The sequence below is a fragment of the Cellulosimicrobium sp. ES-005 genome (assembly GCF_040448685.1).
Taxonomy (GTDB): Bacteria; Actinomycetota; Actinomycetes; order Actinomycetales; family Cellulomonadaceae; genus Cellulosimicrobium; species Cellulosimicrobium cellulans_G.
In genome coordinates this window covers 223,370-245,540 of sequence record NZ_CP159290.1, presented here as the reverse complement: position 1 = coordinate 245,540, position 22,171 = coordinate 223,370, and the positions used below count along the sequence as shown (strand labels likewise).

Here is a 22,171-nt window from a genome sequence, read left to right as displayed (position 1 = left end):
CTACCTCGGCAGACCGGGGCTCTACCTCGCGAGGTAGAGGCGTGGTCACGCAGCGCGCACCGGGCGTCAGTCGACGACCGTGGCCGTCCATGCCTTGATCCACTCGTCGCGGTGCGCCGAGACGTCGGCGGGCGCGACCTCGAAGGGCTCGTCGGCGAGCGGGGCGAACTCGGCCCAGCCGTCGGGGAGCGCGACGGAGTCGTCGGCGGGGTACATGTACATCTGCTCCGGGACGTCGGCCTGGAACGCCTCGCTCACGAGGAAGTCCACGAGCTGCTGCGCGCCCTCGGGGTTCTTCGCGTTCGCGAGCACGCCCGCGTACTCGACCTGGCGGAAGCACGTGTCGAGCAGGGCACCGGTCGTGGACGCGGAGCCGTCCTCGGTGAGCGTGAACGCGGGCGACGTCGAGTACGACAGCACGAGCGGGCGCGGCCCGGCGCCCTCGGAGCCGGAGAAGTCGACGTAGTACGCGTCGGACCACCCGTCGACGACCTTGACGCCGTTGTCCCGGAGGTCGGCCCAGTAGTCCTCGTAACCGTCCTCGCCGAACGCGCCGATCGTCGCGAGGAGGAACGCGAGACCGGGCGACGACGTCGCCGGGTTGGTCACGACGAGGAGGTCCTCGTACTCCGGCTTCGCGAGGTCCTCGAGCGAGACGGGCTCCGGGATCCCGGCGTCGGCGAACCACGCGTGGTCGACGTTGACGCACACGTCGCCGAGGTCGACCGCCGTGAGCTCGTCGCCGTCGCCGACGGCGTACGAGGCCGCCGAGTCGGAGAGGCCCTCCGGCGTGTAGGGCGCGAGGACGCCCTCGTCGATCGCCCGCGAGGCGAACGTGTTGTCGATCCCGAACACGACGTCGCCCAGCGGCGAGTCCTTGGTGAGGATCAGCTGGTTGACGAGCGCGCCGCCGTCGCCGGGGGCGACCTGCTCGACGGTGAGCCCGCTCTCCTCCTCGAACGCGGCGAGCACCTCGTCGCTCACGGCGAAGGAGTCGTGGGTGACCAGGGTGACCGTGCCCCCGGTGCCCGACGACGCGTCGTCGCCCCCGGAGCCTGAGGTCGCGTCCTCGCCGCCACTGCACGCGGCGAGGGCGAGGAGGGCGAGGGTCGTGCCCGCGCCCGTGACGAGGGCGCTCCGGCGGGTACGGGCGGTCGTGCGCTGCATGTGTCCTCCCAGGACGTTCAGGAGGGGTTCACCGGCCCGCGCGACCGTGCCCCGCGAGCGCGGGCGACCGCACGAGCAGGTGATCGAGATTCCCGACTTCCTCCACCGGTGCTAACCGGATCAGGTTCGAGGGTCTGCGGTGGTCCGCACTCTCAGCTCCTCCAGGAGCTCCCCTGTCGTTCCCGTCGAGCCTACACCGGGCCGCGCCTGGGGAATCCCCCTGAGAGAACCCTGAGCGCGGACCCGCGGCGACAAGGGAGGGGTTCCGGGCCGGTCCCCGATGCCCCGGGGCGCACCGCCGCGGGAGGGTCGAGACGACCGGACCGGGACACCCGGCCGACGACGCAGGAGGGGAAGGACCGATGAGCAGCAGACCTGGGACGACGGGCGTGAGGACGACCGTCGCCGCGCCCGCCGAGCACGCCGCGGGTGCCGCCGGGACCACGCCGGAGCGGCCCGTGATCGCCACCGCGCGGGGGATCGTGAAGACCTACGGGCGCGGCGAGGCCGCGGTCCGCGCCCTGGACGGCGTCGACGTCGACCTCGAACGGGGGCGCCTGACCGCGATCATGGGCCCGTCGGGGTCGGGCAAGTCGACCCTCATGCACTGCCTCGCCGGGCTGGACTCCCCCACGGCGGGGACCGTCGTCGTGGACGGCGAGACGGTCTCGGCGATGAGCGAGCGACGGCTGACGCGGCTGCGACGCACGCGCATCGGGTTCGTCTTCCAGTCGTTCAACCTCGTGCCGACGCTCACGGCGGAGGAGAACATCGTGCTCCCGCTCGCCGTCGCGCGCCGGCCCGTGGACCGGGAGTGGTTCGACCGCGTCGTCGACGCCGTCGGCCTGCGCCCGCGGCTCGGGCACCGCCCGGCGGAGCTCTCGGGCGGGCAGCAGCAGCGGGTCGCGTGCGCGCGGGCGCTCGTGTCCCGGCCGGCGGTCGTGTTCGCGGACGAGCCGACCGGCAACCTCGACTCGCGCGCCGCCGCGGAGGTGCTCGGCTTCCTGCGCGCCTCGGTGGACGACCTCGGCCAGTCCGTCGCGATGGTCACGCACGACCCGACGGCGGCGTCGTACGCGCACCGCGTGCTGTTCCTCGCGGACGGGCGCCTCGTGACCGAGCTGCGCGAACCCACGCCGCAGGCCGTCCTCGACACGCTCGGGGCCCTCACGCCCGCGGCGTCCGCGGGCGCGCACGCCGCCGGCCCGGCGCACGAACCGGCGACCGTCCGATGATGGGCCGGATCGCGCTGCGCGGCGTGCGCGCGCACGGCGCACAGCTCGTGCTGTCCGTGCTCGCGGTGACGATCGGCGTCGCGTTCGTCACCGGCACGTTCGCGCTCCGCGCGATGCTCGCCTCGACCTTCGACGGCATCGTCGCGTCGTCGATCCAGGCCGACGCGTACGTGCGCGGCGCGGCCAGCGCCGGGTCCGCGCTCGAGTCGTCGTCCGCGCAGCTCGGCGGCGCACGGAGCCTCGTCCCGGCGGACCTGGCCGGCACGCTCGACGCGCGGGACGACGTCGACCTCGCGCTCGCGGAGGTGAGCGGCCCCGCCGTCCTGGTGGGCGCCGACGGCACCGCGGTGCTGAGCACCCAGGCGCCGAGCATGGCGGTCGGGTACGACCCGCGCGACCCCGGGCCGCGCGTGGTCGACGGCCGGGCGCCGGAGAACGGCGGCGAGGTCGCGCTCGAGTCCGCGACGCTCGAGGCGTCCGGGCTCGCCGTGGGCGACACGACCGACGTCGTGCTCGGGGACGCGGTGCGCCCGGTGCGCGTCGTCGGCGAGCTCTCCCTGTCCGCGCCCATGGCGGGCGCGACGATCGTCCTGCTCGACGCGGCGACCGCGGCCGCGACGTACGCGCCGGACGGCATGGTGCCGTCGATCGCCCTGCACGCCTCCGACGGCGTCTCGCCCGAGGCGCTGCGCGACGCCGTCGCGACGTCGCTGCCCGACGGCGCCGAGGCCGTGACGGGCGCGGAGCTGCGCGCCGAGACGAGCAGCGCCGTCGCCGACCAGCTCGGCTTCGTCTCGACGTTCCTGCTCGTGTTCGCCGGGCTCGCGCTGTTCGTCGGCACGTTCATCATCACCAACACGTTCGCGATGCACGTGCGCCGCCGCACGCGCGAGCTCGCGCTCCTGCGCGCCGTCGGGGTGTCGCCCGGGCAGGTGTTCGCCTCGGTGCTGGGGCAGGCCGCGGTCGTCGGGGTCGTCGGCGCGGTGCTGGGCGTCGCGGCCGGGTTCGGGCTCGCCGAGCTCGCGCGGGCCGGGCTCGGCGCGGTGGGCATGGAGCTCGCCGGGTCGCTGCCCGTGACGACGGCCGGGATCGTGGTCCCGCTCGTCGTCGGGGTGGTGGTGTCGGTCGTGGCGGCGGCCCTGCCCGCGCGCCACGCGGCGCTCGTCCGGCCCGTCGAGGCGATGCGGGCCGACGTCGTGCGGCCCGCCGGCCCGGGCGTCGCCCGGGTGGTCGCGGGGACGCTGACCCTGCTCGCCGGCACCGGTCTCGTGGTGGGCGCCGCGGTGGTCGGGAGCGGCGGTGCGCCGCTCCTCGGGCTCGGCGCCGTCGGGGTGATCGCGGGCGTGCTGCTGCTCTCCCCGCTCGCGGTCGGTCCCGTGCTCGGAGTCCTCGCCGCGCCGTTCGTCGCGCTGGTCCGGCCGCTCGGCGGGCTCGCGCGCGGCAACGTGACGCGCCAACCGCGGCGCACGGCCGCGACCGCAGGGGCGCTCGTCGTGGGGATGGCGCTCGTGTCGACGACGTCCGTCCTCGCGCTCTCGGCGCGCGAGTCCGTGACCGGCATCGTCGACGAGGAGACGGCCGCCAACCTCGTCGTCCGGTCCGCGACCCCGTACCTGCCCGAGGGCGTCGCGACCGACGTGCGCGCGGTGCCCGGCGTCGCGTCCGTCGACCTCACGACGTACGGGCAGGTCGCCGTCGACGGCGAGCCGCAGCTCGTCGTCGGGTTCCCTGCCGAGGGCTTCGGCCGCTCGGTCCGCACGACGGCCGTCGAGGGCGACCTCGACGCGTACGCGCGCGGCGAGGCGGCCGTCATGGCGGACGCGCTCGACGAGCACGACTGGGCGCTCGGCGACGTCGTGACGATCGCCGACCCCACCCGGCCCGACCTCCCGGCGCACGAGGTCCGCATCGGCGCCGTGATCGACTCCCATGCGTTCTCGGTCGACATGCTCCTGCCGCCGGACGTCGCCTCGGCCGTCGGCGCGACGACCCCCGAGATGCTGTTCCTCGACGTCGAGCCGGGCGCCGACCTCGCGGCCGTGCGGGGCGCGGTGACCGAGGCCGTCGCGCCCTACGTCGTCGCGAGCGTGCTCGACGCCGACGAGTTCGCCGGGGAGGTCGCGTCCCAGGTCGAGTCGATCCTCGCGATCGTCTACGCGCTGCTCGGCCTGTCCGTGCTCGTCGCGGTGCTCGGGATCGTCAACACGCTCGCCCTGTCCGTCGTCGAGCGGACGCGCGAGATCGGGCTCCTGCGCGCCGTCGGGCTGGGGCGCGCCCAGCTCGCCACGACGATCGTCATCGAGTCCGTGCTGGTCGCGGTCTTCGGGACGGCGGTCGGGCTGGTCGTGGGGACCGGCCTGGCCGCCGCGCTCCCGTCCGTCCTCGCGGACGAGGGCTTCACGACCCTCGCCGTGCCGTGGGCCCAGCTCGGGGCGATGCTCGCGCTCGCCGCCGTCGTCGGGGTCGTCGCGGCGGTCTGGCCCGCGACGCGCGCGGCCCGGCTGCCCGTGCTCGACGCGGTGAGCCAGGAATGACGCGAGGGCGGTGACGAGACGCGAGAAGTGGCCCTCCACGGTGGCCTCCAGAGGGCCACTTCTCGCGTCTCGCGACGTCGGGCCGTGGCCACGTGCGCGCGCCGCGCGACGCGGGCGCCGACGGTTCGCACTACGGTGGGAGCACGCCCGCGCCGACCGGCGCCCCGACTCACGGAGGACCCTCGTGGCCGACACGACCGAGACCGAGCAGACCCTGGCCGTGAAGGTCGGCACCGTCGCCCTCACGTTCGCCGCGGGCTGGGTGGCGCAGAAGCTCGTCACGTTCGTCTGGGCGAAGGTCACGGGTCACGACGCCCCCAAGGACCTCGACGACGAGGAGGTCGGCATCGTCTCCGCCGTCACCTTCGCGGCCGTCGCCGCCGGCGTCGGCGTCCTCGCGCGCCGGTTCGCCGGCAAGGAGGCCAAGCGCGTCGTCGCCCGCCTCGCGTCGCGCGCGTCGTAGCCGCCGCTCGAGCCCGGGGTCGTTCCTCACGATCGTCGCGACGTGGGGAGGGACCCCGGGTTCGGCGTACCCGACGGCGAGAGTCGGCGCTGGGTCAGCGCACCGGGGGTGCCGGATCGGGCGGGGTCCAGCCCATCGCGGCGCGCGCCCCGCGCGTGACCGCGGAGGCCGGGGTCAGGCGCATGAGCCCGTTCCGGACGGTCTGCCGCCAGCCGCCGCCGAGGTGCGAGCCGAAGCGACCCGTCGCGACCGATGCCCGGGCGAGCGCCCGGCACCGGGGCCGGCGCGCGGCGTCGTACCCCGCGAGCGCCAAGGCGAGCCGACCGCCCGCCGCGACGGGCGACCCGACCAGGAGGCCGACGCACAGCCCGTCCTCCAGCGCCGTCGCCGCACCCTGCCCCATCGTCGGGAGCGTGCCGTGCGCGGCGTCGCCGACCAGGACGACGCGGCCCGTCGCGTAGCGCGGGAGGCCGCCGGGCAGGTGGTGCACGTCGTGGCGCAGGACGGCGTCCGGCGACGTCGCGGCGAGGACCTCCTGCACCGGCGGCGCCCACCCGGCGAACCGCTCACGGGCCGCGCCCAGCTCGTCGTCCAGCCGCGTCCGCTCGGGCATCGTGACGTAGCCGTACCAGTAGGTCTCGTCGGCGGCGGTGCGCAGCAGGCCGAACTCCGCGTGCGCGCCCCAGTACTGGGTCAGGGCCTTCGCGCCCCAGGCACCGGGGGTGATCGCGCGCCAGCTCGAGTAGCCGCTGTACACCGGCACGCTCGCCGGGAACAGGGTCGCGCGGACGGCGCTGCGCATCCCGTCCGCGCCGACGACGAGGTCCGCCTCCCGACCCGCGACGACGGCGGGCGACCCGGCGGGGTCGCCGGGATCCAGCGTGGTCACCGGCGTCGCCGTGACGATCTCGACGCCCAGGTCGGTCGCCCGGCGGTGCAGCGCCTCGTGGAGCCGACGCCGGTGGACGCCGACCAGCTCGACGGACGCGCGCACCGCGGGGGTGCCGGGCAGCGTGAGGATCGGGCGCCCGTAGAGGTCCCACGTCCCGCCCGCCCAGGTCGCGTACCCGAGCCGGGCGACGGCGTCGTCGTCGAACCCGAGGCCGCGGAACGCCGCGACCGCGTTGCGCGACATGGCGAAACCCGCGCCGACCTCGCCCAGCGCGGGTGAGCGCTCGAGGACGGTGACGCCCCACCCCGTGCCCGCGAGAGAGATCGCGGACGCGAGACCGGCGATCCCGGCTCCGACGACGATCGCGGTAGGGGTCATGGGTGCCTCCAGGTCGACGAGCCCGAGGCGCATACCACTACGGGCGTTGTAGTACAGATGTTGCCATACTGGCAGCCATGCCGAGGACCAACCCCGGGCGGCGGGCCGCTCTCGCGGACGCCGCCGTCGCCCTCCTCGCCACGGACGGCGTGCACGGCCTCACCCACCGCACGGTCGAGCGCGCCGCAGGGCTCCCGGCAGGGACCGCGGCCAACTACGTCCGCAGCAGGGAGGAGCTGCTCGTCGCCGCGGCCGAGCGCGTCGTCGACCAGCACCTCGCCGCCATGCGGCGGATCGACCGGACGCTCGACGTCTCCGGCTCCCCGGAGCCGCTGACCGAGCTCCTCGCCGCATCCCTCGAGGACGCCGTCACGACGTCGCGCGAGCGGTACCTCGCGATCTTCGAGCTCCAGCTCGAGGCGCGCCGCCGCCCGGCGCTCGCCACGGCGCTGGCGCGGCTCGGCTCCGTCGCGACCGCGTTCACCGCCGACGAGCACGCCACGCTGGGGCTCGACGTCCCGCCCGACGCGATCCCCCTGCTCGTCACCCTCTACGGCGGCGCGCTGTTCTCCCTGGTCAACGCCCCGGGAGACGTCGACCGCGAGACGACCCGCCGCCTCGCCCGCGCGATCGTGCGGGGAGCACTCGGAGCCGACCCGTCCGCCCCGCCGACGTGACCGCCACCGCCCGCGGGCGAGGCGCTCGCGGGCCGGCAGCGCCCGGCGCTCCCGCCCCGGTACCCTGGCGCGCGTGACGGCCCCACCGGCAACCCCTGCGAGCGCCACGCCGGTCCCCCAGGACCCGGTCCTGCGATCCGGCGCGCGCGTCCTCGCCGACGCCGGCCGCCTGCTGTCCCGGCACTGGCCCGCGCTCGTCGCGGTCGCGCTCCTCGCCGAGGTCGTGCACGAGCTCGCGCTGCGGGCGGCGCTCGCGGTCGCCCCGTCGTCCGGCGTGCTCGGCCTGCTCGTGCTGTGCTTCTCGCCGCTCGCGACGGTCGTCGGGATCGTCGTCATGCTGCACGTCCTGCGCCGCGAGCCGCGGACGGAGCGCGACCGCCTCGAGGTCCGGGCGCTCCTCGGCTCGATCGCGTCGGTCCTCGTCCCGTACCTCGTCATCTACGAGTTCTACGGCGGCCTCTCGTCCGACTGGCAGTCGTACATCGACTCCGCGGCGCTCGACCACGCGTTCGCGGCCGGGTCCGGGATCGAGACGGCGAGCCCGATCCCCGAGGGCTTCGGGCTCACGGTCGTGCTCGTCGTCGCGGGCGCGCTGCTCGCCCGGACGCTGCTCGAACGTCTCGCCAAGCGCGTCGACCGCGGCATCTCCGCCGCGGGCGGCGACACGCGGCGCAGCGCACGCTCGGCCGCGGTCCGCATCGCGGCGGGCTACTGCGAGGTCGTGTGGATCGTCGTCGGCGCGTTCACCGTGACGGCCGTCGTCGGCCGCGTGCGCGAGTGGTGGACGTCGCGCGTCGTCGTCGTCGAGACCACGACGTGGTGGGACGGCGTGGTGGCGCGCGTCGACGTGCTCAAGCCGCTCGTCGACGCCCTGGGCCCGACGACGTCGCTCCTCCTCGCGGGCGTCGTCACCGGCCTCGTCGTGCCGCTGGCCTGGCTCACCCTCGGCACGATCGTCTACGGCGTCGAGGCGATCGACGTCGTCGACCCCGCGCACGCGACGCAGGGCGGCGGCGAGCCGGCGGGCCGCGCGACGCGCGTCGTCGACCGGTTCAACCGGACGCTCGGCGAGAGCGGCGCGCGCAGAGCGTGGGAGCTCATGCTCGACCCCGGCCGGCGGTTCGGCGGCCTCGTGGGCGCGGTCGGCATGCTGTGGCGCAGCCGGTGGAGCGCCGTGCTGCTCTTCTGCGTCGCGTTCGCCCTCCTCACGCTCGGCGAGCAGGTCGTCTACACGGCCGCGCAGGCCGTCGTCGGCCAGCCGGGCATCGTCGCCTGGCGCGCGCTCGTCGGCCCGCTCGAGATCGTCGCGACGGTCGTCGTGCAGGTGCTCACGACCGTGCTGCTCGCGGCCGCCGCGGACGCGCTGCTCGCGAGCCTCGGCCTGCCGTCGGCGCTGCGGACGCGGCGCGTGGCCCGGTCCCGGACAGCGGTCGGCACGGCGGTCGGCGCGGCGGTCGGGGCCGGGGCCGGCACGACGGCGGACGGCGCGTCAGCCGGCTGAGACCGTCGCGGACAGGTCGTCACCGGACCGGTCGTCGTCGGGCCGCCCCTCGACGAGCAGCGCCGCCGCGACGACGTCACGGATCTCGGTGTCCGTCAGCGCGTGGTCGCGTGCCAGGCGGACGAAGCGCGCCGCCGCGTCCGTCACCGCCGCACGCGACAGCGTCGCGGCCGGAGCCGTCACGAGGGTCCCGACCCGTCGCCGCGTCGTGGCGAGCCCGGCGGCCTCCAGGTCGCGGTAGGTCCGCGCGACCGTGCCCGGCGCGATCCCCAGGTCGTTCGCGAGCGCCCGCACCGTGGGCAGGCGCTGCCCGTCGGCGAGGTCGCCCGCCGTGACGAGGGCCGCGAGCTGGGCGCGGAGCTGCTCGTAGTGCGGCGTCGGGGAGTCCAGGTCGATGCGGACGGCGAGGCTCACGCGACCGCCCCCGCCGGCTCGCGCGCGGGCGCCGCCGTCGGCGCAGGGTCGCGGGCCGGCCAGAGCAGGACCACGATCGCCACCACCATGACCGCCAGCGCCACGAGGAGCAGGGCGTTCCCGGCCTGGAGGTGTCCCGGGCTGAGCCCGGGCCCCCTCCGCACGCCGTCGCCGTTCCCCAGCCCCAGCCAGCGCAGCGAGAGCCCGGCCAGCGCGACGAGCCCGCCGAGCGTCAGGCCCAGGACGAGGCGCTCGTCACCGCGGAGTGCCGCACCGCGCGCCGCCCCGCCGAGCTCGGGACGACGGCACGTCGGCCGTCCCACCACAGGAGCGCGGCAACGACGGCCGCGGCGAGCAGCGCGACGTCGACCGCGAGGGCGACGGGGGACGGCAACGGGTTCCCCAGCATCCACGACTCGCCGCGGCCGAGCGTGGCGAGCCCGAGGTCGGCGAGCTACGGGCTCGGATGCTCGACCCGGTCGCCCGCTCCTGCAAGGTTCTTCGAGGTCAGCGGGCCCGGCAGGGCCGGGCACCCGATCACGACGCGGGCAGCGACCAGTAGGCGGGGAGCAGCTCCGGCTCGACGAGACGCACCTCGGCGGGTACGGCGTCGTCGGGCGTGAGGAAGTACTGCGTGCTGCGGCTCGAGACGGCGCCCGTGCAGACGGGGGCCTCGGGGAACGGCATGCCCGGGAGCGCCGACGCGCCCGCCGTGAACTCGCGCCCGGCGTCGTCGAGGAGCACGACCTCGCACGACGAGTACGTCTCCTCCTCGCTCGCCGGGGCGTCGGGCGCGTCCGACCGCAGCGACACGTCGGCGGCCCAGAGCGTGTAGCCGTCGGGCGCCTCGATGCGGTCCCCGTACCCGTCGTCGAGCCAGTCGACCTCCTCGAGCCCGGCGAGTCGCGCCCGGACGTCGCCGACCTGCGCCCAGCCCTCGGCGTCGGCCGTGTGGGCGCGGTGCGGCGCCGACGCCCACCACCCCTGCACCGCGTCGGAGCGCCACGTGAGGGTGCCGAGCGCCGCGAGCGCCCCCGCCAGCACGACGAGCCACCACCGGTTCGCGCGCCACCACCCCACGCTCCCGCTCATCCGTCCCACCCCCCGGGGACGAGCGCGGGCCGCACCACGTCGACGACGGCGTCGGCCGCGGGCCGCTCCAGGCGACCGAGGTCGATCTCGGCGACCGCCTGCGGGCGGTCGATGTCCGCGTCGTCGTGCTCCGTGAGGACCCGCAGCACGACGTCCCCGTCGAGCGCACGCCCGGGCACCTCGACGACCACGGTCCCGGCCTCGGGGACGTCCGGGTCCACGAACGTGCTCATCATCGTGTTGCTCGCGCGGTGCGACGCCGCGTGGTCGCGCCCCGCGGCGTCGCGCAGCTCGAGCGCCTCGATGCCGGCCTCCTTCGTGGTGCCGGACACCGCGAGATCGACGGCGACCCACGCGCCGTCGGTCGTCAGCGTGTCGAACCCGTCCTCGAGCACCGTGCCCGTGCGCACGTCGTCGACGCGCACGCGCAGCGGGCCCGCGGTGACGACCTCGCCGACGCCGCCGCGCGTCGTCGTCGCCGTGAGCGTGGGCCACCACGTGTCGACGCGCGCCACCGCGGCCCCGACGCCCACGGCGAGGAGGAGCAGGACGACGGTCACGACGACGTCCGCACGCCGCGGGCGCCCGGGCGCGGCGGGCTTACCGGCGGTCGTGGGATCGCCCGCGGTCGCCGGGGTGGTCGCCGTGTCCACGGTGGGCTCGGTCACCACGCCTCCTCGTCCTCGGGCGGGTCCACGATCTCCGGCGGGACGTCGCCGGGCGGGACGTCCACGAGCACCACGGCGCCCGTCTCGGCCCACCGGCGCCCGCCGCCGACCGTCATGTCGCGGTAGCGGAAGCTCGGGACCGTGACGGTGAGGGGCTCGTCGGGGGCGGCGGACGTCGCGCCGCCCTCGGGGACCGTCACGGGCCACAGCAGGGCGACGTCCTCGGCCAGGCCCGGCTGCAGCTCGGGGTAGACCGAGGCGTCGCGCACGAGCAGCGTCGGGTCCGGGCGGTCCGGTTCCGCGTCGCCCGCGAGCGCCAGCCCGCCCGGCAGCGCGTCGGGGAGCGTCACGGCGGTGCGGTCCAGACGTCGGGGCTCGCGGTCGGTGTCCAGCGCACCCACCACCACGACCAGCCACGCGTCGGCGCCGGAGTCCTCGAGCGCGGAGACCTGCACGGCGTCCGTCACGGACCACGACCGCACCGTCAGGTCGAACGGTCCCGTCGGGACGGGCTCCCCCGCGGCGGCGTGGGCGGGCCCCGCCTCGGCGGCGACGTGCCGCGCGAACCCGCCGGCCGCCGCCGTCCCCGCCACGAGGCCGAGCACGACCGCCAACGCGACACGGCGGGGCCACGTCCCGACGACCGCGCGGAGCAGCGGGATGCTGCGGGCGGCCCTCGGCGCGGTCGACGTCACGGCGCGCATCCTACGGGGCTGGCGGCGTGCCCGTCAGGCCCCGCGGACGAGGAGCGTCGTGACGGGTCCCATGACGATCGCGTACATGAACGCGAAGAACAGCGTGTGCAGCAGGACGAACAGGAGCGCGGCGCGCACGGCGCCCCGGGCCCGGAAGTGCGTGCCGAGCTTGCGCACGAACTCGACGGGGTGGGCCAGGTCCCAGCTGTTGAAGCGCACGTACCGGCCCAGGTAGATGCCCACGGACACGAGCGCGAGCACGACGAGCACGGCGATCCACGAGGACGCGTGCCGGAACGGGTCGTCGTCGTTCGGGTACAGCACGAGGGCGAGCAGCGCCTGCGCGAGGAAGACGTTGACGACCGTGTTCATGACGCCCGACATCGCGAGCGTGAGCACGGCGACGATGTCGTACCAGAGCGGGACGTCCTCGCCCTCCTGCCGGTGGCTGTAGTTGAGCTCCGTGACGAGGTACCCCGCGTTGGGCAGCAGCAGGAGCCACACGAGGAACCCCGCTCCCGCGACCGTGAGGACCACCCACGGCGGGGCGCCGCCCGCGATGAGCACGGCGTCGAGGACGACGACGAGCCCGAGGACGATGACGGGCGCGATCGACAGCCCGATGTTGAGCAGCATCGGCCGGTACAGGCGCGTGCGGTAGAGCGGGGCGCGCAGCACCACGAGGGCGAGCGCGTACACGTTGAGCAGGGCCACGCCCCCGAAGAGCCAGTCGAGCACGCCCCCACGGTACGGGTGGTTCGCCGCGCGGGGCGCGACGAGCGTCGTTAGCGTGGAGTCGCTCGACGCAACGACCTCCCCGTGCCCGACGACGGGCACCTCCCACCAGGAGTCGCCATGGCGCAGCAGCACGCGAGCGGGACCGCGGGCCCCGCCCCGACGACGACCTCCTCGTCCACCTCCCCGACCCTGATGCTCGTCCTCGCGACGATCGGGTTCGCCGTGAACTTCTGGGCATGGGCCCTCATCAGCCCGCTGGGCGCGGCGTACGGGCAGCTCTACCACCTCACCGACGTCCAGGTGTCCGTCCTCGTCGCCGTCCCGGTCGTCGTCGGCTCCCTCGGGCGCATCCCCGTGGGCGCGCTCACCGACCGCTACGGCGCGCGCATCATGTTCCCGCTGGTCAGCGCCCTGACGATCCTGCCCGTGCTGTTCGTCGGGCTCGTCGCGGACAGCTTCGTCGCGCTGCTCGTCGGCGGCTTCTTCCTCGGCCTCGGCGGGACGGCCTTCGCCGTCGGCGTCCCGTTCGTCAACGCCTGGTACCCGCCCGCGCGCCGCGGCACCGCCGTCGGGATCTTCGGCATGGGCATGGGCGGCACCGCGATCTCCGCCTTCACCACCGTGCGCATCCGCGACGCGTGGGGCGACGCCGCGCCGTTCCTCCTCGTCGCCGCCGTCCTCGCCGTGTTCGCCGTCGTGTCGTGGCTCCTGCTGCGCGTCCCGCCCGGCCGCGCGACCGCCCCCGCGGGCGGGTTCTGGGCCCGCACCTGGGCGACGTTCCGCCTGCCCGCCACCCTCCAGCTCTCCTGGCTGTACGCCGTCGGGTTCGGCGGGTTCGTCGCGTTCTCCGTCTACCTGCCGACGTTCCTCGTCAACGCCTACGACCTCACCGCGTCCGATGCCGCCGCCCGCACCGCGGGGTTCGTCGTGCTCGCCGTCCTCATGCGGCCCGTCGGGGGCGCGCTGTCCGACCGGTTCGGCGGCGTGCCCGTCTCCGTCGGGTGCTTCGCCGTCGTCACGGCGCTCGCCGCGGTCGTCGCGTTCCAGCCGTCGCTCGTGCCGGTCGGGACGATCGCGTTCCTCGGCCTCGCCGCCGCGCTCGGCGCGTCGTCGGGCGCGACGTTCGCCCTCGTCTCGAAGGTCGCGCCGGTCGAGAAGGTCGGGGCGGTCACGGGCCTCGTGGGCGCGGCGGGCGGCCTCGGCGGGTTCATCCCGCCGCTGCTCATGGGCGTCGTCTACCAGCTCGAGGGCACCTACGGCCTCGGCTTCGCGCTCCTCGCGCTCACCGCTCTCCTCACCCTGTTGTTCACCCTCGGCCCCGTCCGCCGCGCCGCCGCGACGTAGCGACCCGCGGCCTCGATGGTGGCCGGGGTCGCTATCTCGACCCGGGAGTCGCCATCTCGACGGGGGGTCACACCCGGAGCGCCTCGCTCGGTTGGATGCGGCGCGCGCGCAGGGAGGCCGCTACCCCGCCGAGCACCCCGACGACGACGCCACCCGCGACCGCGACCGGGACGTGTCCCAGGTCGAGGACCGGGGTCCAGCGTCGGGCGATGGTGATCGCCAGGAGGGCGGCGACTCCCGTGGCCGCGCCTGCGACGCCGCCGACGACACCCACGAGCGCGGCCTCCGTCATGACGAGCCGGCTCACGTGGCGCGCCTGGGCGCCGATCGCGCGCCGCATCCCGATCTCCCGGGAGCGTTCGAGCACGGACATCGTCATCGCGCTCGTCAGGGAGACGACCGAGGCGAGGATCGCTACCCCCGTGAGGACGAGGAGGATCGTCCGGACGTCGTTCTCGATCTCCCCGCGCAGGCCGCGAGGGTCGGGCGGCGCGACGATCGTGAACGCCTCGGGTGTGCTGGGCCGCAGCACGAGGGGGGCCTGCGCCGCGACCTGCTGGGCTGCGCCGGTCGCGGTGAAGACGTAGACCTCGTGCTCCGCGGCGGGTCGCAGCGCGGCCGCGACGTCGACGGGCACGAGGACCGCCTGGATGACGTTCGTGACGCGATAGCCCTGGTCGACGATGCCGCGCACCACGAACGACCGTCCGTCGAGCACGACCTGCGGGCGCGCGCTGAGCGGCCCGAGACCGAGCCGGTCGGCGATCGCCCGCCCGAGCAGCACCTCGCCGTCCCCGAGCGGGCCCGGCGTCCCGCCTGCCCAGTCGACGCCGAGCTCCGCGGCATGGTCGATGCCGTCGCCGACGCCGAGCAGGAAGGCGTCCGGCACGCTGGCGGCCTCGCCCGGCAGGGCGACCGTCATCATCCCGTTCCGGGACACGAGCGCCGCGGCGTCCACACCGGGCAGGTCCGCGAGCCGGGCGACGGCCTCCCCGGGCACGCCCGGCGCGGTCCCGTCGACGACGACGGGCAGCCCCGCCTCGGCAGCGGCGAGGGGCATCGTCAGGGTCACGGCCCGGTTGAGCCGGGCGTCGAACCGCTCGGAGACCTGGGCCTGCGCCGACGCCGAGAGACCGACCGTCGTCAGGGCCAGGGCCACCCCGACCGCGACGGAGGCCGCGAGCGTGGCGGTGCGGCCGCGTCGGGAGGCGACCGACGCGGCCGCGTCACGGACCACCGTGCGGAACCCGACCCGGTGTCGTGCCCGACGTCGGTCCTCGCCCCCGGCCGGTCCCGTCGCCTCCGGCGACGGCCCGGCGAGCAGCAGGTCGAGGCCCGCGACCGCCGTGGTGGCGGTGCCGACGCCCTCGGCCGCACCTGCACCGACGCCTCCGGTGTCGGTGACGACGAGGCCGTCGCGCACCACGAGCCGCCGCTGCGCGCGAGCCGCGATCTCCGGCGAGTGGGTGACGAGCACGACCGTCGTGCCGGTGCGGTGCAGGTCGGTGAGAAGCTCCAGCACGGACTCCGACGTCGCGGTGTCGAGGTTGCCGGTCGGCTCGTCGGCCACGATCGTCCCAGACCCGACCGAGAGCGCACGCGCGATCGCGACGCGCTGCCGCTGCCCGCCCGACAGGTCGCTGGCGCGACGGTGCGCGGTCTCCGAGAGCCCGACACGGTCGAGCGCCTCCAGCGCCCTGAGGCGACGCTCGTCGGCGGGCACGCCGGCGTAGAGCATGCCGAGCTCGACGTTGTCCACGACCGTCCGGTGGTCCATGAGGTGGAACCCCTGGAACACGAAGCCGAACGTCTCCCCGCGCAGGCGCGCCCGCTCACGCTCCCCGAGGGAGGCGACGTCCCGGCCGTCGAGCCGGTACGTGCCCGAGGTCTGCGCGTCCAGGAGGGCGAGGATGTTGAGGAGCGTCGACTTGCCGCTGCCGGACGGGCCCTCGACGGCGAGGAACTCCCCCGGGCCGATCCTCAGGTCGACCCCTCGCAGCGCCTCGACCGGCTGCGCGCCCGGGTACGTCTTGGTGACCCCCGCGAGGTCGAACGTCGTCACTCGACCTTCACCTCGTCGCCCGCCGACAGGGCGTCGGCGGTGACGGGTTCGACGGCGCTGGTCCCGCCCAGGCGCCCGAGCTCGCGGACCTCGACCTCGCGGAACGAGCCGTCGGGCTGGCGCCGCTGGACGACGGCGGTGCCGTCGGAGTGCACGGCGACGGCACGGGCCGGGACACGCAGAGCCTCGTCGGCCACCGCGGACACCGTGATCGTCGTGAGCACGTTCGCCCCCAGCCACGTGCTGTCGATCGGCTGCGCCGCCACCAACGGCACCCCGACCTCGACCGGGGCCGCCTCGTCCCCCGTCGCCGTCGGCGGGGCGGGGATCGCGCCGAGCGTGGCGTCGAGCACCGTGCCGTCGGGGCCGGAGAGCGTCGCGGTCATCCCCTCGCCGAGGACCGGAAGGACCGAGACCGCCACCTTCGCCTGCGCGACGACGGCGCCCTGGCCCAGGGTGATCGTCGCGTTCTCGGCCGTGAGCACGTCCCCCACGTCCGGCGTCGTGCCGACGACGGCGGGCAGCGAGCCCGTGACGACGAGCTCGCCGCGCGGCACGACCACGAGCTGCGCGGGGGCCGCCGGCGCGACGGAGCCGGTCGTGCCGTCGACCGGAGCGGCCGGGTCGGTGCCTGTGCCGTCGGTCGGAGCAACCTCAGATACCGCATCGCCGGTGGACGGCGCCGGCGCGTTCTGACCCGGCGTCTGCAACTCGTCGGCGGGCGCCTCGCGGGTGGTCGGCTCGTACCCGATGTCCTTGTAGAGGGCGCGCACGGCCTGGGCAGTCTGCGGGCCGAACTCCCCCAGGCCGCCCACGCGGTAGCCGAGGTCACGCAGGAACCGCTGCAGCTGCTCGACGTCCGGGCCGGTCGCTCCCTCGACGAGGTCGCGGTAGTACGGGAACGCCCCGGTGGTGGCGATGACGGGACGGCCGCTGACCTCCAGCACGACAGCGCCCGCCCGCAGCTCGGAACCCGCCGGGACCCCGACAGCCGTCACCACGGACTGGTCACCGCTCCCGGCGGCGACCTGGACGCTTGCCGCCGACTCGCGCACGACGTCCGACCGCGCAGTGATCTGCTCCGACAGCGCACCGAAGGTCACCGTCGCCACGATGTCACCGGGCGGCGGAGGTGCCGCGTTCGCGGCGACCTGTGCCGGGGACTGGAAGCTCGCCGCCGCGAACCATCCGCCCACGAGCCCCCCGACGAGGAGGACGGTCACGACCGCCCCGACGACGACGCGGCGGCGAGGAATCACCCGACCCCCGCCCCGTCCAAGATCTCCCGGGACTGCTTCTCGAAGGCATTCTTCTCCTCGAGGAGCGTGGCCAGCGCGTCCTCGTTCTCCGCGACGACCGTCGTCTGACGCTCCCACTCCGCGTCGTACAGCGCCTGCGCGTAGCCGGAGCTCTCCTGGCACTCGGCGTCGAACGTCGCGAGCCGGATCTCCTCCGCCTTCTGCTCCGGCGTCCGCTCGTTCTCCATACCGTCGGCGATCTCGCCGAACGACGCGCTCATCGTCTCGGTCGGCGTCCCGCCGTCCTCGCCGTTCGGGCTCGACGGGAGGTCGGTGACGCCGAGCGGCTGCATGCACGTCACCCACTTCTCGGCTGCCGCCACGACCGCGGGATCCAGGGCCGCGCCGTTCCAGGCCGACGCGCCGAGGCCGGCGAGGGCGTTGTTGATCCGCATGCCTTCCGTGGGCAGCTCCTCTCGCGCCTCGTCGACGCACGCCCAGAACTGCTCGTCCTGTTCCGGCGACCAGGACATCGACTCCTCGCTCGCCGCCCTGATGATGGCGGCGTTCGGGTCGGGCGCCCCGCTGTACCCCCACCGCGCGGCCGTCTCGACGTTGAACAGCCGTCGCCCACCGAGCGACATGGACTCCGAACGCACCGAGACGTCGACCTGCGGACGCTGATAATCGAAGCCCTCGTCCCGCATGCACGCCTCGACCAGCACGCCCTCCGCGGCGTCGCCGAGGGCGTTGTCGACCCTGTACGCGTCCAGGGGCATCACCCACTTCAGCCGGTTCTTTTCACCGTCGCCCGGCGCTGCCGCCTCGACCGATCCTGCCGCTGTTTCGTGATCGCGTTCCAAACCCCCGTCGGCCTCCATCGTTCCGCATCCCGCGACGACAAAGCAGAAGACCGCCCCACCGACAACCCCGGACAACGCTCGAACTCGCATCGCAGCTCTCAACCCCTTCAGACTTCGGCACACGTGACCCGGGGACGTGGTGGGGCGGGGCTGTCGATGTCGTCATGTTCGACAGCCCCGCGACCACCCACTACGACTACTTGCACCCGTACTCGACCGAGCCGAACGCCCCCGAGAGCAGTTCGTCGTTGAACCCAGCGGGAGCATTCCCTCCGCTGTCGCCCAAGTTGCCGTCGCCCGACCCGGGCTTGAGGCCGAAGGAAGGGCCCTGATAACCCGGGTTGATGTAGTAGAAGGCGTACTCGTACCTGCCCTTGTTGGAGACCGAGCTCACTGAGTAGCCACCGTTACCGCCGACGCCCGCGTACGTACGCCAAGAGAAGTCGTACTGGCACTCGAAGAAGGAGAAGTGACCGGCCTCGACCGAGCCCGTCCGGTAGCCGGTGTCTCGCCACTGGCACGAATACCCCAACGGGCAATCGGCCGTGGCTGCCGTCGCCGGTACCGCCAGGCCGACGCTGCCACCGAGTGCCAGCAGACCTGTGGTGACCAGGCCAATGATCGTTCGCTTCATCGCGTCTCCCTGCTTTCGGCCCCCCTGCTGAGGGCGAACGGGGCCAACCGTCGCAGATCGACCATCGGGCGCATAAGGGTTCTCACCATCTGGACCGTTTGCGGCCACCCCCTGCGTTCCGGGTGGAGTCGGGCACTAATTCAGACCGCGTCGTCAGGGGTGCGCTCCATGGACCTGTGCAGGACCAGTCGCGGAGCCGTGGGCGACGAGGCGCGGGAGGACGAACCAGAGGCCGACGAGCAGGACGAGCGCGCAGCCGCTCGACCACAGCGCCGCGGTGCGGTTCACGACGACGTCGACCACGAGCAGGACCGTCCCCGTGACGACGAACGCGAGGACGAGCACGCCGACCCGGGCGATGCGGTCGCTCAGGGTGACGAGCGCCGTCTTGCGGTGCTTGCGGAACAGCGCGCGGTGCAGGCTCACGGGCGTGACGAACAGGCCGGTGGACAGCACGGCGAGCGCCACGAGGGTGAGGTAGACACCGGTCTGGAACGAGTCGAGGTCGCCGAAGCGCTGCTGGAACGGCAGCGTGAGCAGGAACCCCGTGAGGATCTGCACGCCCATCTGCATGACGCGCAGCTCCTGGAGCAGCTCGGCCCAGTTGCGGTCGGACCGTTCGTCGGCCGACTCGTCACGCCCGTCGCTGACCTGCGTGGTCATGAGTCCTCCCTCGCGCCGCCCCTGGGCTAATCTTCCTTCTGCTGGGGTCAGGAATCGGCTCCGTCCTGATCGATCTCCGGGGACCCCCATCGATGGACGCTGTCCTGCCCTCCGACGTCGCGGAACCCGACGACGTCGTCCCTCCGGCTCTCGCCGACCTCCTCGCCGCCCTCGGCCCGGGTGACCCCCAGCCGGTCGGGCGCTTCCGCGTCGACGTCGCCACGGACACGTGGTGGTGGTCGGACGAGGTGTACGAGATGCACGGCTTCGCGCCCGGCGAGGTCGTCCCGACGACGGCGCTCGTCCTGTCCCACAAGCACCCCGAGGACCGGGAGCGCGTCGCGAGCGAGCTCGCGCACGCGGCGCGCACCGGGGAGCCGTTCGGGTCCATGCACCGCATCGTGGACGCGACGGGCCGGACTCGCACGCTCGCCGTGGCCGCGCAGGGCCGCCGCCTCGACGGCGGGGCCCCGTGGGCGGCCGTCGTGGGGTACTTCGTCGACCTGACGACCGCGCACGAGGAGGCGGCCCGGCGCGAGGCGACGGCGTCGATCCGCGCGGCGGACGCGTCACGCTCGGTGATCGAGCAGGCCAAGGGCGTCCTCATGACGGCGTTCGCGATCGGACCGGACGACGCGTTCGAGCTGCTGCGACGTCGCTCGAACGACGCGAACGTGCCCGTGCGCGAGCTCGCGCGCCGGCTGGTCGCGGCCGTCGTCGACGGGAGCGTGGCGGGCGCGGGCGGAGGCGCGCTCGACGAGACTGCCCGACGTCGCATCGACCGGCTCCTCGGAGGTGCGGACGACGGCACGCCCACGGGCGCGCTCGACTGACCGACGGACCGTCCGGACCGGCCCGCGGCACGGGGCCCGCCGGGGACGGCCTCGCCTCAGTCGGCCCCGACCCCCGGGATGCGCCGCGTGTCGACGATGTGGCGCGCGATGTCGACGAGCTTGATGTTCGCGTCCTGGGACACGCGGCTCATCACCGCGAACGCGCGCCCGGCCGTGAGCGAGTAGCGCTCCATGATGATGCCCTGCGCCTGCCCGATGAGGGTGCGCGTCTGGACGGCGGACTGGAGCTGCTCCTCGGTGCGCGCGGCGGAGATCGCGGCAGCAGCGACGGCAGCGAACGTCGACGCGAGGTGGTAGTCGTCGGGCCCGAAGGCGTCGGGCGACGTCGAGTACATGTTGAGCGCGCCGTGCGCGTTCTCCGACGTGTAGAGCTGCACGCACAGCATCGACCGGACCCCGAGCTCGCGCGCGACGGCGGGCGCCCAGAGCGGCCAGCGCGCGTCGGACTCGATGTCGCCCGACTCGACCAGCGCGTGGTCGTGGACGGCGTCCAGGCACGGCCCCTCGTGGAGCTCGTACTGGAGCGCGTCGCCGCGCGCGACGAGCGGGTCGGACACCGCGGGGCTCTCGATCCGCCCGCGCGTGACGAGCGAGATGCCCGCGGACTCGCACCCCTCGACCATGGAGACCGCGAGCTCGACGACGCGGTCGAGCGTCTGCTGGAGGGTCGGCTCGTCGGCCAGCGCCCGCGCGGCGTCCGCGACGAGCCCGGCGACGCTCTGGTCCTCGACGCCGCCCACGATCTCGGGCAACCCGGCGACGCCCCCCGTCTGCGGGGCGGGGACGGTGGCTCCCGGACCCGCCGGCATGCCGACCGTGCCCTGCTCGACGCTCTGCTCGATGCTCGTCATCTCGGCCTCCTCACGGGTCCCCCGGGCCCCAGCGTAGGCCGCCCTCACAGCGACCGGTACCCAGGGAGGCGGTCCGCGACGTCGTGCGCGGCCCGCCTCACCGGTCGTGCCGGAGGCCCCGCCCGGGCTGGGCGCCCGGACGAGTCGGGGGCGGTGGCCGTCTCGCCCGCACAGGGCGTGGCGGCTGGTGTCCCTGGGGCACCGCCGCTCTCGCGGCGGACCCGCCCCCGGGCAGGCGCGGACGCCTGCCCTCCGACCCTCCCGGGCGGGTCGCGGCCCTCGGCCGATCCGTCCGCGGCCCGCACGGGGAGGTCTCTTCCAGGCCCTAGAACACGGGCTTGCCTCCCGTCACCCCGAGGACGGTGCCGGAGACGTAGCTCGCGTCCGTCGGGGAGGCGAGGAAGACGAACGCCGGCGCGACCTCCGCGGGCTGCCCGGCCCGCCCGAGCGGCGTGTCCTGGCCGAACGTCTCGATCTTCTCCTCCGGCTGGGTGGCCGGTTGGAGCGGGGTCCAGATGGGTCCGGGAGCGACGGCGTTGACCCGGATGCCCCGCGGCCCGAGCTCCGCCGCGAGGTTCACCGTGAGGTTGTTGATCGCGGCCTTGGTCGACGCGTAGTCGAGCAGCGACGTCGAGGGCTGGAACGCCTGGATCGACGAGTTGTTGACGATCGCCGACCCCTCCCCCAGGTGCTCGAGCGCCGACTGGGTGACCCAGAGCAGCGCGTAGAGGTTCGTCTTGAGGACGCGGTCGATCTCCGCGGTCGTGACGTCCTCGATGGACTCGCGCCGCGCCATCTGGAACCCGGCGTTGTTGACGAGGACGTCGAGCCCGCCGAGCTCCGCGACGGCGCGCCCGGGCAGGTCGCGGGCGGTCGCCTCGTCGGTCAGGTCGCCGGGCAGGAGGGCGCACGTGCGGCCCGCCTCGCGGACCCAGCGCGCCGTCTCCTCGGCGTCCTCCTGCTCCTCGGGCAGGTAGCCGATCGCGACGTCCGCGCCCTCGCGCGCGTAGGCGATCGCGACCGCGCGGCCGATGCCCGAGTCGCCGCCCGTCACGAGCGCGCGCAGACCCTCGAGCCGCCCGCTCCCCCGGTACGACTCCTCGCCGTGGTCGGGCGCCGGGTCCATGGGCCTCGTGAGGCCGGGCGGCTCCTGCTGCTGGGCCGGGAAGGCCGTCTCGTCCGTCATGTCGTCCCTCCGTTCCGTCGGG

At 74.9% G+C, this 22,171-nt stretch carries 22 protein-coding genes and 1 riboswitch; of the genes, 7 read left to right on the top strand and 15 right to left on the bottom strand.

Annotated features, from left to right (window positions below; genetic code table 11):
• Window positions 1-66: 66 nt before the first annotated feature.
• A complete protein-coding gene (locus tag ABRQ22_RS01055) occupies window positions 67-1,167 on the bottom strand; it encodes a thiamine ABC transporter substrate-binding protein (RefSeq protein WP_353708274.1) in 1,101 nt (366 codons plus the stop codon).
• 80 nt (window positions 1,168-1,247) lie between these two features.
• A riboswitch (TPP riboswitch) is annotated at window positions 1,248-1,352 on the bottom strand.
• A 177-nt stretch (window positions 1,353-1,529) separates the two neighbouring features.
• Between ABRQ22_RS01055 and ABRQ22_RS01050 the strand changes: the two genes are divergently transcribed.
• From ABRQ22_RS01050 to ABRQ22_RS01040, 3 genes are all read left to right on the top strand, one after another.
• On the top strand, window positions 1,530-2,402 hold the full coding sequence (locus ABRQ22_RS01050; RefSeq protein ID WP_353708273.1) for an ABC transporter ATP-binding protein: 873 nt from the start codon (window positions 1,530-1,532) through the stop codon (window positions 2,400-2,402).
• Window positions 2,402-4,936 carry an FtsX-like permease family protein gene (locus tag ABRQ22_RS01045; protein WP_353708272.1) on the top strand — a complete coding sequence of 845 codons (2,535 nt, stop codon included), beginning with the start codon at window positions 2,402-2,404 and terminating at the stop codon, window positions 4,934-4,936. The genes ABRQ22_RS01050 and ABRQ22_RS01045 overlap by 1 nt, the downstream gene beginning before the upstream one ends.
• A 184-nt stretch (window positions 4,937-5,120) precedes the next feature.
• Window positions 5,121-5,399 carry a DUF4235 domain-containing protein gene (locus ABRQ22_RS01040; RefSeq protein WP_253054198.1) on the top strand — a complete coding sequence of 93 codons (279 nt, stop codon included), beginning with the start codon at window positions 5,121-5,123 and terminating at the stop codon, window positions 5,397-5,399.
• Window positions 5,400-5,493: 94 nt separating this feature from the next.
• On the opposite strand, the gene ABRQ22_RS01035 is transcribed toward ABRQ22_RS01040, so the two are convergent.
• Complete coding sequence (locus ABRQ22_RS01035; protein WP_353708271.1) at window positions 5,494-6,669, bottom strand: FAD-dependent monooxygenase; 1,176 nt, start codon at window positions 6,667-6,669, stop codon at window positions 5,494-5,496.
• Between the two features lie 77 nt (window positions 6,670-6,746).
• Between ABRQ22_RS01035 and ABRQ22_RS01030 the strand changes: the two genes are divergently transcribed.
• Together ABRQ22_RS01030 and ABRQ22_RS01025 are read left to right on the top strand one after the other, a co-directional pair.
• Window positions 6,747-7,346, top strand: a complete 600-nt coding sequence (locus ABRQ22_RS01030; RefSeq protein ID WP_353708270.1) for a TetR/AcrR family transcriptional regulator — start codon at window positions 6,747-6,749, stop codon at window positions 7,344-7,346.
• 73 nt (window positions 7,347-7,419) lie between these two features.
• A complete protein-coding gene (locus ABRQ22_RS01025) occupies window positions 7,420-8,847 on the top strand; it encodes a hypothetical protein (protein WP_353708269.1) in 1,428 nt (475 codons plus the stop codon).
• Here ABRQ22_RS01025 and ABRQ22_RS01020 read toward each other — a convergent pair.
• From ABRQ22_RS01020 to ABRQ22_RS00995, 6 genes are all read right to left on the bottom strand, one after another.
• Window positions 8,836-9,261, bottom strand: coding sequence for a GntR family transcriptional regulator (locus ABRQ22_RS01020; RefSeq protein WP_353708268.1), 426 nt, complete (start codon window positions 9,259-9,261; stop codon window positions 8,836-8,838). The two genes, ABRQ22_RS01025 and ABRQ22_RS01020, sit on opposite strands and share 12 nt — an antisense overlap.
• Window positions 9,258-9,584, bottom strand: coding sequence for a hypothetical protein (locus tag ABRQ22_RS01015; protein ID WP_353708267.1), 327 nt, complete (start codon window positions 9,582-9,584; stop codon window positions 9,258-9,260). The genes ABRQ22_RS01020 and ABRQ22_RS01015 overlap by 4 nt, the downstream gene beginning before the upstream one ends.
• Window positions 9,585-9,798: 214 nt before the next feature.
• Entirely contained in the window at window positions 9,799-10,353 is a 555-nt protein-coding gene (locus ABRQ22_RS01010) for a hypothetical protein (RefSeq protein ID WP_353708266.1), read from the bottom strand.
• Window positions 10,350-11,021: a hypothetical protein gene (locus ABRQ22_RS01005; RefSeq protein ID WP_353708265.1), complete on the bottom strand. Its 672-nt coding sequence runs from the start codon at window positions 11,019-11,021 to the stop codon at window positions 10,350-10,352. Before ABRQ22_RS01005 ends, ABRQ22_RS01010 begins: the two co-directional genes overlap by 4 nt.
• Window positions 11,018-11,716, bottom strand: a complete 699-nt coding sequence (locus ABRQ22_RS01000; protein ID WP_253054216.1) for a hypothetical protein — start codon at window positions 11,714-11,716, stop codon at window positions 11,018-11,020. Before ABRQ22_RS01000 ends, ABRQ22_RS01005 begins: the two co-directional genes overlap by 4 nt.
• 33 nt (window positions 11,717-11,749) lie before the next feature.
• Window positions 11,750-12,454, bottom strand: coding sequence for a DUF1361 domain-containing protein (locus ABRQ22_RS00995; RefSeq protein WP_253054218.1), 705 nt, complete (start codon window positions 12,452-12,454; stop codon window positions 11,750-11,752).
• A gap of 117 nt (window positions 12,455-12,571) precedes the next feature.
• Between ABRQ22_RS00995 and ABRQ22_RS00990 the strand changes: the two genes are divergently transcribed.
• Window positions 12,572-13,798, top strand: a complete 1,227-nt coding sequence (locus tag ABRQ22_RS00990) for an MFS transporter (RefSeq protein ID WP_353708264.1) — start codon at window positions 12,572-12,574, stop codon at window positions 13,796-13,798.
• A gap of 67 nt (window positions 13,799-13,865) precedes the next feature.
• On the opposite strand, the gene ABRQ22_RS00985 is transcribed toward ABRQ22_RS00990, so the two are convergent.
• The 5 genes from ABRQ22_RS00985 to ABRQ22_RS00965 form a co-directional block, all read right to left on the bottom strand.
• Window positions 13,866-15,860 carry an ABC transporter ATP-binding protein/permease gene (locus ABRQ22_RS00985; protein ID WP_353708263.1) on the bottom strand — a complete coding sequence of 665 codons (1,995 nt, stop codon included), beginning with the start codon at window positions 15,858-15,860 and terminating at the stop codon, window positions 13,866-13,868.
• The gene (locus ABRQ22_RS00980) at window positions 15,857-17,119 is read right to left on the bottom strand and encodes a peptidoglycan-binding protein (RefSeq protein WP_353708262.1); all 1,263 of its coding nucleotides are present in this window, start codon (window positions 17,117-17,119) and stop codon (window positions 15,857-15,859) included. The genes ABRQ22_RS00985 and ABRQ22_RS00980 overlap by 4 nt, the downstream gene beginning before the upstream one ends.
• The gene (locus ABRQ22_RS00975) at window positions 17,116-17,979 is read right to left on the bottom strand and encodes a hypothetical protein (RefSeq protein ID WP_353708261.1); all 864 of its coding nucleotides are present in this window, start codon (window positions 17,977-17,979) and stop codon (window positions 17,116-17,118) included. The genes ABRQ22_RS00980 and ABRQ22_RS00975 overlap by 4 nt, the downstream gene beginning before the upstream one ends.
• Before the next feature lie 178 nt (window positions 17,980-18,157).
• Window positions 18,158-18,595, bottom strand: a complete 438-nt coding sequence (locus ABRQ22_RS00970) for a hypothetical protein (RefSeq protein WP_253054228.1) — start codon at window positions 18,593-18,595, stop codon at window positions 18,158-18,160.
• A gap of 153 nt (window positions 18,596-18,748) precedes the next feature.
• Window positions 18,749-19,258 carry a DUF6328 family protein gene (locus ABRQ22_RS00965; protein WP_253054230.1) on the bottom strand — a complete coding sequence of 170 codons (510 nt, stop codon included), beginning with the start codon at window positions 19,256-19,258 and terminating at the stop codon, window positions 18,749-18,751.
• A gap of 92 nt (window positions 19,259-19,350) precedes the next feature.
• Between ABRQ22_RS00965 and ABRQ22_RS00960 the strand changes: the two genes are divergently transcribed.
• Entirely contained in the window at window positions 19,351-20,091 is a 741-nt protein-coding gene (locus ABRQ22_RS00960; RefSeq protein ID WP_253054232.1) for a PAS and ANTAR domain-containing protein, read from the top strand.
• A gap of 56 nt (window positions 20,092-20,147) precedes the next feature.
• Here the strand turns inward: ABRQ22_RS00960 and ABRQ22_RS00955 are convergent, their stop codons facing one another.
• Window positions 20,148-20,963 (bottom strand): GAF and ANTAR domain-containing protein, encoded by an 816-nt coding sequence (locus tag ABRQ22_RS00955; RefSeq protein ID WP_253054234.1) that lies wholly within the window; start codon window positions 20,961-20,963, stop codon window positions 20,148-20,150.
• A 325-nt stretch (window positions 20,964-21,288) separates the two neighbouring features.
• Window positions 21,289-22,149, bottom strand: coding sequence for an SDR family oxidoreductase (locus ABRQ22_RS00950; RefSeq protein WP_353708260.1), 861 nt, complete (start codon window positions 22,147-22,149; stop codon window positions 21,289-21,291).
• Window positions 22,150-22,171 lie beyond the last annotated feature (22 nt).